General features: G+C 69.2%; 12 protein-coding genes. 10 read left to right on the top strand and 2 right to left on the bottom strand.

Annotated elements, in window-relative coordinates; translation table 11 throughout:
- Nucleotides 1–27: 27 nt before the first annotated feature.
- The 4 genes from ACMV5O_RS05860 to ACMV5O_RS05845 are packed head-to-tail and all read left to right on the top strand — an operon-like array spanning nucleotide 28 to nucleotide 3,700.
- The gene (locus tag ACMV5O_RS05860; protein WP_416162615.1) at nucleotides 28–984 is read left to right on the top strand and encodes a complex I NDUFA9 subunit family protein; all 957 of its coding nucleotides are present in this window, start codon (nucleotides 28–30) and stop codon (nucleotides 982–984) included.
- Nucleotides 985–1,026: 42 nt separating this feature from the next.
- Nucleotides 1,027–1,671, top strand: coding sequence for a glutathione S-transferase family protein (locus ACMV5O_RS05855; RefSeq protein ID WP_416162614.1), 645 nt, complete (start codon nucleotides 1,027–1,029; stop codon nucleotides 1,669–1,671).
- Nucleotides 1,671–2,900, top strand: coding sequence for a multifunctional CCA addition/repair protein (locus tag ACMV5O_RS05850; protein ID WP_416162613.1), 1,230 nt, complete (start codon nucleotides 1,671–1,673; stop codon nucleotides 2,898–2,900). Before ACMV5O_RS05855 ends, ACMV5O_RS05850 begins: the two co-directional genes overlap by 1 nt.
- On the top strand, nucleotides 2,897–3,700 hold the full coding sequence (locus tag ACMV5O_RS05845) for an alpha/beta hydrolase (RefSeq protein WP_416162612.1): 804 nt from the start codon (nucleotides 2,897–2,899) through the stop codon (nucleotides 3,698–3,700). The genes ACMV5O_RS05850 and ACMV5O_RS05845 overlap by 4 nt, the downstream gene beginning before the upstream one ends.
- A gap of 24 nt (nucleotides 3,701–3,724) precedes the next feature.
- On the opposite strand, the gene ACMV5O_RS05840 is transcribed toward ACMV5O_RS05845, so the two are convergent.
- Nucleotides 3,725–4,900 (bottom strand): class I SAM-dependent methyltransferase, encoded by a 1,176-nt coding sequence (locus ACMV5O_RS05840; protein WP_416162611.1) that lies wholly within the window; start codon nucleotides 4,898–4,900, stop codon nucleotides 3,725–3,727.
- 71 nt (nucleotides 4,901–4,971) lie between these two features.
- On the opposite strand from ACMV5O_RS05840, the gene ACMV5O_RS05835 reads away from it, so the two are divergent.
- From ACMV5O_RS05835 to ACMV5O_RS05825, 3 genes are all read left to right on the top strand, one after another.
- Nucleotides 4,972–5,760 carry a pteridine reductase gene (locus ACMV5O_RS05835; RefSeq protein ID WP_416162610.1) on the top strand — a complete coding sequence of 263 codons (789 nt, stop codon included), beginning with the start codon at nucleotides 4,972–4,974 and terminating at the stop codon, nucleotides 5,758–5,760.
- 129 nt (nucleotides 5,761–5,889) lie between these two features.
- Nucleotides 5,890–6,768 carry a tRNA 2-thiocytidine(32) synthetase TtcA gene (ttcA, locus tag ACMV5O_RS05830; RefSeq protein ID WP_416162777.1) on the top strand — a complete coding sequence of 293 codons (879 nt, stop codon included), beginning with the start codon at nucleotides 5,890–5,892 and terminating at the stop codon, nucleotides 6,766–6,768.
- The gene (locus ACMV5O_RS05825; protein WP_416162609.1) at nucleotides 6,768–7,640 is read left to right on the top strand and encodes an FHA domain-containing protein; all 873 of its coding nucleotides are present in this window, start codon (nucleotides 6,768–6,770) and stop codon (nucleotides 7,638–7,640) included. Before ttcA ends, ACMV5O_RS05825 begins: the two co-directional genes overlap by 1 nt.
- Before the next feature lie 40 nt (nucleotides 7,641–7,680).
- On the opposite strand, the gene ACMV5O_RS05820 is transcribed toward ACMV5O_RS05825, so the two are convergent.
- A complete protein-coding gene (locus ACMV5O_RS05820) occupies nucleotides 7,681–8,079 on the bottom strand; it encodes a PsiF family protein (protein WP_416162608.1) in 399 nt (132 codons plus the stop codon).
- A 140-nt stretch (nucleotides 8,080–8,219) separates the two neighbouring features.
- Between ACMV5O_RS05820 and ACMV5O_RS05815 the strand changes: the two genes are divergently transcribed.
- The 3 genes from ACMV5O_RS05815 to ACMV5O_RS05805 all read left to right on the top strand — a co-directional run bounded on the left by ACMV5O_RS05815 (nucleotide 8,220) and on the right by ACMV5O_RS05805 (nucleotide 13,039).
- Nucleotides 8,220–8,621 carry a YqaA family protein gene (locus ACMV5O_RS05815; RefSeq protein WP_416162607.1) on the top strand — a complete coding sequence of 134 codons (402 nt, stop codon included), beginning with the start codon at nucleotides 8,220–8,222 and terminating at the stop codon, nucleotides 8,619–8,621.
- Between the two features lie 91 nt (nucleotides 8,622–8,712).
- Complete coding sequence (locus ACMV5O_RS05810) at nucleotides 8,713–9,066, top strand: RidA family protein (RefSeq protein WP_416162606.1); 354 nt, start codon at nucleotides 8,713–8,715, stop codon at nucleotides 9,064–9,066.
- A gap of 94 nt (nucleotides 9,067–9,160) precedes the next feature.
- Nucleotides 9,161–13,039 (top strand): DUF3683 domain-containing protein, encoded by a 3,879-nt coding sequence (locus ACMV5O_RS05805; RefSeq protein WP_416162605.1) that lies wholly within the window; start codon nucleotides 9,161–9,163, stop codon nucleotides 13,037–13,039.
- The last annotated feature ends 23 nt before the right edge of the window (nucleotides 13,040–13,062 follow it).

Here is a 13,062-nt window from a genome sequence, read left to right as displayed (position 1 = left end):
CGATAACAACACTGATCGAGTCAAACCATGAACCCGAAACGCGTCGTCCTCGTCGGCGGCTCCGGATTTATCGGCAGCGCCATCGCCAATCGGCTGTCCGCCGCGGACGTCAGAGTGCTGATCCCCACCCGCCGCCGCAGCCGCGCCGGCCACGTGCTGCTGCTGCCCAAGGTCGATGTGGACGAGGCCGACGTCCATGACCCCGCCACCCTGGCCCGCCTGTTCGCCGACGCCGACGCCGTCGTCAGCCTGGTCGGTGTGTTGCACTCGCGCCCCGGCACCCCCTTCGGCCCGGCCTTCGCCCGCAACCACGTCGAGCTGCCGCAGAAGATCGTCACCGCCTGCCGCGCCGCCGGCGTCACCCGCCTGGTGCACATCAGCGCGCTGGGCGCGAGCGCCAGCGGCCCCTCGGAGTACCAGCGCTCGAAGGCCGCCGGCGAGAGCGCGATCCGCGCCGCCGGCCCCGACATCGCCTGGACCATCCTGCGCCCCTCGGTGGTGTTCGGCCGTGGCGACAGCTTTCTCAACCTGTTCGCCCGGCTCGCGGCCCTGTTCCCGGTGCTGCCGCTGGCGGGCGCCCATGCACGCTTCCAGCCGGTGTACGTGGAGGACGTGGCCGAGGTCGTGTGGCAGAGCCTGGTGCGCCCCGAGGCGGTGGGCCAGACCTATGAACTGGCCGGCCCGAGCGTGTACACCCTGCGCCAGCTCGTCGAATACGTCTCGGCCCTGATCGGCAAGCCGCGTCCGATCGTGCCCCTGCCCGAGGGCCTGGCAATGCTGCAGGCGCGCCTGATGGAGCTCGCGCCGCAGCCGCTGATGAGCCGCGACAATGTGCGCTCGATGCGGGCGGACAACGTCGCCAGCGGCGAGCCGCTGCCCTTCGGCCTGCAGCCGACCGCACTCGAGGCGGTCGCGCCGGCCTGGCTGGGCGACGAAGCGACGCGCGCGCATTACTATCCCTTCCGCCGCCAGGCGCGGCGCTGACCGCCTCATTCCGATCCTTTCCACCGTGACCCGGAGTCCACGATGAAGCTCATCATCGGCAACAAGAATTACTCGTCCTGGTCCCTGCGCGCCTGGCTCGCCGCGCGCGAAGGCGGCTTCACCTTCGAGGAGATCCGCATCCCGCTGTTCATCCCCGGCAGCCGCGAGCGCATCCTGTCGCACTCGCCCTCGGGCAAGGTGCCCTGCCTCATCGACCATGGCTTCACCGTGTGGGATTCGCTGGCGATCGGCGAATACCTCGCCGAGAAGGCCCCGGCGCTGCTGCCCGCCGACCCCGCCGCGCGGGCGATCGCGCGCGCGGCCACCGCCGAGATGCACGCCGGCTTCCAGAACCTGCGCAGCCGCATGCCGATGAACATCCGCAAGGACTACGCCGGCTTCGGCCACAGCCCCGAGGTGGACGCCGACATCGCGCGCATCGTGGCGCTGTGGACCGACTGCCGCGGCCGCTTCGGTGGCGGCGGTCCCTACCTGTTCGGCCACTTCACGCTCGCCGATGCCGCATTCGCGCCGGTCGCCTTCCGCTTCCAGACCTATGGTGTGAGGCCCGCGGGCGTGGCCGGCGAGTACGCTGCCACCCTGCTCGCCAACGCGCACATGCAGGAATGGGCGGCGGCCGCGCGCGCCGAGACCGAAGCCATCCCCGAAGAGGACCTCTACGGCTGATGCAGGCCTATGTGGTGGGCGGGGCGGTGCGTGACGCCCTGCTCGGATTGCCGGTCAAGGACCGCGACTGGGTCGTCGTCGGCAGCACCGCGGAAGCCATGCTCGCGCAGGGCTTCCGGCCGGTGGGGCGCGACTTCCCGGTGTTCCTGCACCCGGACAGCAACGAGGAATATGCGCTCGCACGCACCGAGCGCAAGTCGGGGCATGGCTACACCGGCTTCGTCTGCCATGCCTCGCCCGAGGTCACGCTCGAGGAGGACCTGCGGCGGCGCGACCTCACCATCAATGCCATCGCCCGCGATGCCGACGGGCGGCTGATCGACCCCTATGGCGGCATCGCCGACCTCGAGGCGCGCCTCTTTCGCCACGTCTCGCCGGCCTTTGCCGAAGACCCCTTGCGCATCCTGCGCGTGGCCCGCTTCGCGGCGCGCTTCACCGACTTCAGCATCGCGCCCGAGACGCTCGCGCTGATGCGCCAGATGGTGGCCGCCGGCGAGGTGGACCACCTGGTCGCCGAGCGCGTATGGCAGGAGCTTGCGCGCGGGCTGATGGAGGCCCGCCCATCGCGCATGATCCGCAGCCTGCGCGACTGCGGTGCGCTGGCGCGCATCCTGCCCGAGCTCGACCGCCTGTTCGGCATCCCCCAGCCGCCTCGGCACCACCCGGAGATCGACACCGGCGAGCATGTGCTGATGGTCATCGACCAGGCCGCCGCCACGGCCCAGCCGCTGGCGGTGCGCTGGGCCTGCCTGCTGCACGACCTAGGCAAGGGCGACACCCCGGCCGCCGTGCTGCCGCACCACTACGGGCACGAGCTGGCCAGCGCGCGGCGCGCATGCGAAGTGTCGGAGCGGCTCAAGGCCCCCGCCGACTGCCGTGAGCTGGCCGAAATGCTGGCGCGCGAGCACGGCATCCTCGGCCAGGCTGCCAGCCTGCGCGCAGACACCATGGTCAAGCTGATCGAGCGCTGTGATGCGCTGCGCCGCCCCGAGCGCTTCATGCTGATGCTGCAGGGCGCGGCCTGCGACCACGCCGGACGCGGCGACCAGCGGGAATCCGTCACGGGCTGGCCACCGCTGGCGCGCTGGGCGGCAGTGCTTCACGCGGTACGTGGGATCGACGCGGGTACAATCGCCCGCAATTGCCGTGACAAGGCACTGATCCCGCAGGCCCTTCACGCTGCCCGCGTCGCGGCCGTGAAGGCGCTCGACCGCAAGGAAGAACAATGAATACCACCCGCTTTGGTGAGCTCGAGGTGCTGTGCCATGCACCCGCCCGCCCCACTCACGCCACGCCCCTGCTGTTCGTGCACGGCGCCTATGTCGCCGCCTGGTGCTGGGAAGAGCATTTCCTGCCCTGGTTCGCCGCACGCGGCTGGTCCGCCTATGCGCTGTCGCTGTCCGGCCACGGTGGCAGCCGCCAGCGCGAACACCTCGACTCCTACTCGATCGACGACTACGTGCGCGACGTCGCCGAGGTCGCCGCCAAGCTGCCGGCCGCGCCGGTGCTGATCGGCCACTCGATGGGCGGCATGGTGGTGCAGAAGTACCTCGAGCAGTACGACGCGCCGGCCACCGTGCTGATGTCCTCGGTGCCGCCGCAGGGGCTGATGGGCTCGGCCTTCGGTCTCATGCTGAAGCGCCCCGCCCTGCTCTCCGACCTCAACGCCATCATGGCGGGTAACGACGTCAACATCGAGAGCCTGCGCGAAGCCCTGTTCCACCAGCCGGTCGACGCCGCCGACCTGCGCCGCTACTACATGCTCAGCCAGCCCGAGTCGCACCGTGCGATCTGGGACATGTCGCTGTTCAACCTGCCGCACCCCGCACGCATGCACCAGGCGCCAATGCTGATCCTCGGCGCCAGCCACGACGCCCTGATCCCTGCCGACCAGGTGCATATGACGGCGGCCACCTATGGCCGTCGGGCCGAGATCTTCCCCGACATGGGCCACGGCATGATGCTCGAGCACGGCTGGCAGGACGTCGCCGCCCGCATCGAGGCCTGGCTGGTCGAGCGCCAACTCTGAGCCCCAAGCGGCGCGGCCTGGGCGCTACAGCGTGTGCAGGCGGTCACCGCGTGCAAAACCGCGCAGGGGCGCATCGAGCCCCCGGGTGAAGGCCAGCACCTTGAACAGCTCGCCCATCTCCTGCGGCGCGGTCAGACGATGGACCGCCCGCGCCGCCCGGATGTAGTCCGCGCCTTCACGCGGCCCGCGCCGCTCCAGGCACTCGAGCACGCCGCAGTTGAACAGGAATTGCGCCTGCGTGGCATAGCCCTGCACCTGCAGCCCGGCATCGAAGCCGGCGGTGGCGACCGCGGTGAAATCGACGAAGGCGGTAATGTCGTTGAGTCCAGGCCACAGGAAGGGGTCGCCATGGGCGTGATGGCGGTAGTAGCACAGCAAGGTGCCATTGGCGCGCGAAGGCAGGTAGTACTCGGCACGCGGATAGCCGTAATCGATCAGCAGCATCAGGCCGCGCTGCAGACGCTCGGCCCAGGCCTGGACCCAGGCATTGCCCGCCAGATTCAACTCGCTGACGTATTCGCCCTGCGCCGGCACCGGCAGCTCGAGCGCGCGCGCGGCGGCCAGCACCGCGCCGGCGGCGGGCTGGTCGGCCCAGCACAGCCGGCGCACACCAGCGGCATCGCACTCGAATGCGACCCCGCGCTCGAACAGCCCCTCGGCACGCGACACGACCAGATGCACCGGCATCACGTCGAGCACCTCGTTCGCCACCACCACGCCGTCGAAGTGATCCGGCAGGGCGTCGAGCCAGCGCACGCGCGCGGCAAGCTGGGGCGCCCGCGCCGCCAGGGTGTCAAACTGACGCGCACGCAACTCGCCCGACAGCTCGAGGATGCCGTAGGCTTGCGGCACGCAGTCACGCCGCTCGAGTTCGAGCAGCATGTCGGCCGCGAGCAGGCCGGTGCCGGCGCCGACCTCGATCAGCTCGGGCGCGCTCGCGCGCAGCCCCTGCTCGACCTGCGCCGCCAGGGCCTGACCGAACAGCGGCGTCAGCTCGGGCGCCGTGATGAAATCGCCCCCCGGCCCGAACTTTCGGGCGCCGCCGCTGTAGTAGCCAAGGCCGGGCGCATACAGGGCCAGCTCCATGTAGCGCGAGAACGGGATCCAGCCCCCCGCCGCGGCGATCTCGGTGACGATCAGTTCGAGCAGGCGCGCGCTCTGGGCGCGCGCATCGGCAGTGGGTTCGGGCAGGGAAGACATGGCAGGATCGATGCGGCGCGACGGAAGTCCGCGATTGTAATGGCAGGCCGAACAACCGAGTTGGACAAGCGATGACGCACCCCCCCCTTTTCGCCTCGACACAGGCCGTTGACGACGCCAGCAACACCGCGCCGCTGATCCTCGTCACCGGCGCCGCACGCCGGGTCGGCGCCGAGATCGCGCGCCAGCTGCATGCAGCCGGCGCGCGCGTGGCCCTGCACTACCGCCGCAGCGCCGACGAGGCCGAGACCCTGGCGGCCGCCTTCAACCGCCAGCGCCCCGACTCCGCCTTCACGGTGGGCGGCGACCTCGCCCGCTTCGGCGCCGCGGAGGACATCGCCGCCCAGGTCCTGGCCCGCAGCGCGCAGGTCGATGGCCTGGTCAACAACGCCTCGAGCTTCTTTGCCACCCCGCTCGGCAAGATCGACCGCGCCGCCTGGGACGAGCTCATGGGCTCCAACCTGATGGGGCCGCTGTTCCTGTCGCAGGCGCTCGCGCCGGCGCTGCAGGCCAGCGCCGGCGCCATCGTCAACATCGTCGACATCCACGCCGAACGCCCGCTGCAGCGCTACCCGCTGTACAGCGCGGCCAAGGCCGGGCTGAGCGCGCTGACCCGCGCCCTGGCCATCGAGCTCGCGCCCCGGGTCAGGGTCAACGGCGTCTCGCCCGGGCCGATCGACTGGCCCGAGGACGAGCAGTTCTCCGCCGCCGAGCGCGCGCAGATCATCGAGCACACCTTGCTCAAGCGCGTCGGCAGCGCCGCCGACATCGCCCGCACGGTGCGTTTCCTGATGTTCGAGGCGCCCTACATCACCGGCCAGATCATCGCCGTCGATGGCGGACGCAGTGCGCATCTGTGAGGCAGCCGCAGCGGGCAGGCGTATAATTCGGCTCGTTTTTCCCGTCGATCGAGCTCGCCCGTGTCCCTTGCCACCGCCCCTGCCGCGCCCCCCGTCGCCCCGCCTGCCCCCGTCGGCAGCGAGGCCGACATGCGCCACTCCAACACCTTCCTGCGCCTGAAGAAGAAGCTCGAACGCAGCGTCGGCGAGGCGATCGGCGACTACAACATGATCGGCGATGGCGACACCGTGATGGTGTGCGTCTCCGGCGGCAAGGACTCCTACACCCTGCTGTCCTGCCTGCTGGCGCTGCGTGAGCGCGCACCGGTGGATTTCCGCATCGTGGCGATGAACCTCGACCAGAAGCAGCCCGGCTTCCCCGACCACGTGTTGCCCGACTATTTCGAGTCGATCGGCGTCGAGTACCGCATCGTCACCGAGGACACCTACTCGATCGTCAAGGACAAGATCCCTGAGGGCAAGACCACCTGCTCGCTGTGCTCGCGCCTGCGTCGCGGCATCATCTACCGCAGCGCCAGGGAGATCGGCGCCACCCGCATCGCGCTCGGCCACCACCGCGACGACATGCTCGAGACCCTGTTCCTGAACATGTTCTTCGGCGGCAAGATCAAGGCCATGCCACCGAAGCTGGTGAGCGACGACGGCCAGCATGTCGTCATCCGCCCGCTCGCCTACTGCACCGAGGCCGACATCGCCCGCTTTGCGCGCACGATGGACTTCCCGATCATCCCGTGCAATCTGTGCGGCTCGCAGGAGAACGCCCAGCGCAAGCAGATCAAGGCCATGCTGCAGGGCTGGGCGCGCGACTACCCGGGCCGCATCGAATCCCTCGCCACCGCGCTGAAGAACGTCGTGCCCTCGCATCTGGCCGACGCGCGCCTGTTCGACTTCGTCGGCCTCAGCCAGCAGACGGTGGTCGATGAAGGCGACACCGCCTTCGATCCGCCCGAGCTGCCCCGCGCCCAAGCCGCCACCGTGCGCCTGCTGATGCCCGGGGACCAAGCCTGATGTCGGAGCGGAAGAACCTCTGCGTCCTGGTCGCGCTGCACCGCGACAACGGGCCGCTCGCCGCGCAGCTCGGCGAGCAGGAGGCTCTTCACGCCGCCGAGCGCTGCGCCAACCGGATCGAGCGCGCCATCGCCGCACAAGGCGGACGCATCGTGCTCACCGCAACCGGCACCACCGTTGCCTGCTTCGAGCGCTGCGACGCCGGCGCGCTCGCCGCCCACGACGCGCTGCAGCGCATCCGCAGCCTGCCGCCGCTGCGCGGCGCCCGCCAGCCGGTGCGCCTGGGGCTGCACTACGGCATCGTCGAGCTCACCGATGCAGGCCCGGCCGGCGAAGGTGTCAGCTTCGCCCTTGAGCTCGCTGCCCTGTGCGCCACCGAGCAGGCACTCGCCTCGGCCACCGCGACGATGCTGCTCACCAGCAGTGCGCGGCCCCTGCTGAGCAGCAAGCCGCTTGCCGAACCGGCCTTCAGCCAGCTGCCCGTCGAGGTCTTCGCCATCGGCCAGCGCGGCGGTCTGGTCACCTCCATCCCGCCGACGGCGCGGCTGTCGCAGCGCCTGCGCCTGCGCCATCAGGAAGAGGTGTTGTTCGTCGAGGAGCAGCGCCCGGTGCTGTTGCTGGGCAGGGAACTGGGCAATGACCTCGCGATCATGGACCCGCGCGCGTCACGCCAGCATGCGCGCATCGAGCGCAGGCGCGAGGGCTTCGTGCTTTTCGACCAGAGCACCAACGGCACCTTTGTCGCCCTCGACGGCCAGCCGGAGCGCTGCATCAAGCAGGACAAGCTGGTGCTCAACGGGCCGGGGCGCATCGGCTGCGGCTTCTCGGCCAACGAGATCGAGCGCGACCTGGTCTTCTTCGACATCGTGTGAGGCCGGCGCGGGGTCTTGCCCCACGCCGTGCCGCCCGCGATCAGCCCTTCATGCACTCGCTGAGAAAGGCCTTGCGCTTGGCGCCCTTGAGCGACTGCTCGGTGGCCGCCTGGTTGCAGGCCCGGGTACGCGCCTTGTCATCCACCTCCTCGTCCGCAGCAGCCACGACTGCCGGCACGGCTGCGCCCGACACCGGGCTGGACTGGACGGCGGGCGCCCCTGCGCCCGCCTCCGTCGCCGGCTTCGCCGCCCCCGCGTCGTGACGCCCCTTCAGGCACCCGCTCATGAAGGCCTTGCGCTCATCGCCCTTGAGCTGCTGCTCCCTGGCCTCCGCATTGCAGCGCTTCATGCGTTCGTGCTGAGGATTGGCCATGGCCTCGGCGGGCACCAGCATCATCATCGCCAGCGTCGCAGCGGTGGCGCACAGAATGGTCTTCATCGGGACTCCTCCTTGTTCGATATACGCGAAATGCGTAGCCTGATTCTGCGTTTGTCATATTTTCGTGTCAATGCCAAAGTCATTGATGCGGGTCGCTCGACGGCGCCTGGCGGGCGCCCTGCGGGCGGAGGTGCGGGCCAGTGATCACGATCGAGCTGGCCGCGCTCGGCGGCCTCGCGGTGGCGGCCTTCCTCGCCGCAACCCTGCTGCCCGGCGGCTCGGAAGCCGTGTTCGTCGGCGTGCTCGCGCTGCATCCCGAGCTCGGCCTGGCTGCGCTGATCGTTGCCACCGTGGCCAACACCGCCGGCGGCATGAGCACCTACCTGCTCGGCCGCCTGCTGCCGCGCAAGGAAGTGCCCGCACGGCTCGCCACCGTGCAGCGCTGGGGCAGCCTCAGCCTGCTGCTGTCCTGGGCGCCGCTGATCGGCGATGCGCTGTGCGCCGCCGCCGGCGTGCTGCGCCTCAACTGGCTGGCCTGCCTGCTGTGGATGGCGATCGGCAAGGGCCTGCGCTACGCGGCGATCCTGTGGCTGATGGGCTGAGCACCTCGGCGCCGGCCGGCGGTCCAAGCTGTGCTGGCCTATACTCGGGGCCACCTCGCGTTTTCCCGTCACCCTCGCAACAGGAGTCCGCATGTCCGACATCGAACGCCATGGCACCACCGCGCGCTATGCCGATGCCGTCATCCACAACGGCGTGATCCACCTCGTCGAAGTGCCCGCAAGCAGCGACGGCGACATCCGCCAGCAGACCCAGGAAGTGCTCGACAGCCTCGCCCGCCAGCTCGATGCACTCGGCAGCGACCGCTCGCGCATCCTGATGGCCACCCTCTACCTCACCGACCTCGCCGACTGTGACGGCATGAACGCCGTGTGGGAGGCCTGGCTGCCGCCGGGCTGCGCGCCCTCGCGCGCCTGCGTGCAGGTGGCCGGCCTGGTCGATCCGGGCTGGCGCATCGAGATCGCCCTGACGGCAGCCCGCAGCTAAGCCACCCGATCGATAAGGTCTTGATTTTTGCTGCATGGTGCACTGCGGTTCGCTAGAATCGGCGGTTCCCTGCAGCAGTTTCCCCGGTATCCCCATGAGCCAACGTCTGCGCGAAATCCCCTACAACTACACCTCGTTCTCCGACCGCGAGATCATCATCCGTCTGCTCGGCGCCGAGGCCTGGGCGGTGCTCGACGAGTTGCGCACCGAACGCGTCACCGGCCGCTCCGCGCGCATGCTGTACGAGGTGCTGGGCGATATCTGGGTGGTGCGGCGCAACCCTTATCTCGAGGATGACCTGCTCACCAGCCGCGAGCGCCGCGAGGCGCTGATCGGCGCCCTCCACCACCGCCTGAACGAGGTCGACAAGCGCCGCCAGGGCAACGACCGCGTCGCCATGCTGATCGTGCGCGGCCGAGAGGCGGTGTCGGACTTCGAACGCTGGTTCGACGATACCGCGCGCCGGCGCAAGGCAGTGCTCAAGGCGCTGGCAAAACACACCCGGCGCGACAACATCTGCTTCGACGGTCACGCCCGCGTCTCGCACGTCACCGACGCCACCGACTGGCGCGTCGAATACCCCTTCGTCGTGCTCTACCCCGACACCGAGGAAGAGATGGCGCCGCTGGTGCGCGAGTGCATCGCCCAGGGCCTGACCATCATTCCGCGCGGCGGCGGCACCGGCTACACCGGCGGTGCCGTGCCGCTCGACGCCAGTTCGGTGGTGATCAACACCGAGAAGCTGCTGGCGCTGAGCGCGGTCGAGGACATCGTGCTGGCGGGCGTCGATGGGCCGATGAGCGCGTCCTACCCGACCATCCGCACCGGCGCCGGTGTGGTCACCGAGCGCGTATCCGAGGCCGCCGCCGCGGCCGGCCGCGTGTTCGCGGTCGACCCGACCTCGGCCAGCGCCTCCTGCATCGGTGGCAACATCGCCATGAACGCCGGCGGCAAGAAGGCCGTGCTGTGGGGCACCGCGCTGGACAACCTGGCGTGGTGGAAGATGGTCACACCCGACGGCAACTGGCTCGAGGTCGAACGCCTGGACCACAACTTCGGCAAGATCCACGAGCAGCAGACCGTCCGCTTCCGCCTGCGCCGCTTCGACGGCCTCAGCTACCGGCCGCTCGGCGAGGAGCTCCTGTCGATGCCGGGCGCAGCCTGCCGCAAGGTCGGCCTGGGCAAGGACGTCACCGACAAGTTCCTCGGCGGCGTGCCGGGGGTGCAGAAGGAAGGCACCGACGGCCTGATCGTCGCCGCGCGCTGGGTGCTGCACAAGATGCCGCCCCACACGCGCACGGTGTGCCTGGAGTTCTTCGGCCAGGTGCGCGAAGCCGTGCCGGCGATCGTCGAGATCACCGACTACTTCAAGCCGGGCGGTGCCGGCCACGCCACGGGCGTGCAGCTCGCCGGCCTCGAGCACCTCGATGAGCGCTACGTCAAGGCGGTGGGCTACGCCACCAAGGCCAAGCGCCACGGCCGGCCCAAGATGGTGCTGATCGGCGACATCGTCGGCCACGACGAGGACGCGGTGATGAAGGCCGCCTCCGAGGTGGTGCGCATGACCAATGCGCGCGGCTCGGAAGGCTTCATCGCGGTCAGCGCCGAGCAGAGGAAGCGCTTCTGGCTGGAGCGCTCCCGCACCGCGGCGATCTCGCGCCACACCAACGCCTTCAAGATCAACGAGGACGTGGTCATCCCGCTGCCGCGCATGGGCGAATATTGCGACGGCATCGAGCGCATCAACATCGAGCTGTCCACGCACAACAAGATCGCGCTGTGCGACGCGCTCAGCGCATTCCTGCGGGGCGAGCTGCCGCTCAATACCGGTGACGCCGACGTCGGCCGCGAGGAGCTGATCGGCGACCGTCGCCATGCCGCGCTCGAGCAGATTGCCGCCGTGCGCCGACGCTGGCAGTGGCTGCTCGACAACCTCGACCTGCCGCTGGCCGAGGCCGAGGCGCAGTTCGCCGAGTACGGCATCGAGGCCGGCGAGCTGTCCAACCGCGCGGACAATCCGCGCCTGTTCCACCGCCTGCAGGACTACTCGATCCGCGTGTCGTGGAAGCAGGAGCTGCGCCCGCAGCTGCGCAGCATCTTCGACGGCAACGTGTTCGCGCCGGTGCTCGCGCGCATCCAGGACATCCACAAGGAGATCCTGCGCGGCCGCGTCTTCGTCGCCCTGCACATGCATGCCGGCGACGGCAACGTGCATACCAACCTGCCGGTCAACTCAGACCACTACGAGATGCTGCAGACCGCCAACCGCGCGGTCGACCGCATCATGGCGCTGGCACGCAGCCTGGATGGCGTGATCTCGGGCGAGCACGGCATCGGCATCACCAAGCTCGACTACCTCACCGACGACGAGATGGCCAACTTCTGGACCTACAAGGAAAAGGTCGATCCGGAAGGCCGCTTCAACCGCGGCAAGCTGATGCGCAAGGGTCCGATCCGCGGCAACCTCGACAACGCCTACACCCCCAGCTTCAACCTGATGGGCCACGAGTCCATCATCATGGAGCAGACCGACGTCGGCGACATCGCCCACGACATCAAGGACTGCCTGCGCTGCGGCAAGTGCAAGCCGGTGTGCTCGACCCATGTGCCGCGCGCCAACCTGCTGTATTCGCCGCGCAACAAGATCCTGTCCACCTCGCTGTTGATCGAGGCCTTCCTGTACGAGGAACAGACCCGGCGCGGCGTGTCGCTGGCGCACTGGGCCGAGTTCGAGGACGTGGCCGACCACTGCACGATCTGCCACAAATGCGAGAAGCCCTGCCCGGTGGACATCGACTTCGGCGACGTGTCGATCAAGATGCGCAACCTGCTGAGGAAGCAGGGCAAGAAGTCCTTCAACCCCGGCAAGGCCGCGGCGATGGCCTTCCTGACCATCAAGGACCCGGCCACCATCAAGGCCATGCGCATCGGCATGATGGACTGGGGCTACAAGGCGCAGCGCTGGGCGCACGAGCTGGGCAAGAAGTTCGGCCTGGTGCAGCCGCAGGTGAAGGCACCGCCGGCCACGCTCGGCAAGCCGCCGATCAAGGCGCAGGTGATTCACTTCATCAACAAGCCGATGCCCGGCAATCTGCCCAAGAAGACCAGCCGCGCGCTGCTCGACATCGAGGACGACAAGGTCATCCCGGTGATCCGCGACCCGAAGAAGGCCAACGGCGACGCGGAGGCGGTGTTCTACTTCCCGGGCTGCGGCTCGGAGCGCCTGTTCAGCCAGGTGGGCCTCGCGACCCAGGCCATGCTCTATCACGTCGGCGCGCAGACCGTGCTGCCGCCGGGGTATCTGTGCTGCGGCTATCCGCAGACCGCCGCGGGCGAAGAGGACAAGGGCCAGAAGATCACCACCGACAACCGCGTGCTCTTCCACCGCGTCGCCAACACGCTGAACTACCTCGACATCAAGACCGTGATCGTGTCCTGCGGCACCTGCATGGACCAGCTGCAGAAGTACGAATTCGAGAAGATCTTCCCCGGCTGCCGCCTGCTCGACATCCATGAGTACCTGATGGAAAAGGGTGTCAAGCTCGAGGGCGTGAATGGCGTGAAGTACATGTACCACGAGCCCTGCCACACGCCGATGAAGGTGCACTCGGGCATCAAGGTGGCCAACGCCCTGATGGGCACGCGCGTCGACCTGTCCGACCGCTGCTGCGGCGAATCGGGCACGCTCGCGGTCGCCCGCCCCGACATCTCGACCCAGGTCCGCTTCCGCAAGCAGCAGGAGATCGAGAAGGGCGCAGCCGCGCTGCGCGAGGGCGATGCCAGCGCGAAGGTGAAGATGCTGACCTCCTGCCCGAGCTGCCTGCAGGGCATGCACCGCTACGCCAACGACGCCGGCGGCATCGAGCCCGACTACATCGTCGTCGAGCTGGCCAAGCACCTGCTGGGCGACAACTGGCTGCCGGATTACGTCGCCAAGGCCAACAGCGGCGGCATCGAGCGCGTGCTGCTGTAAGCGCTCGAGCACGGACGGCGGCG

This window comes from Thauera sp. WH-1 (assembly GCF_047806685.1).
GTDB lineage: Bacteria > Pseudomonadota > Gammaproteobacteria > Burkholderiales > Rhodocyclaceae > Thauera.
The sequence above is the reverse complement of the archived record's forward strand: the minus strand, read 5'-3'. Positions and strand labels throughout refer to the sequence as shown.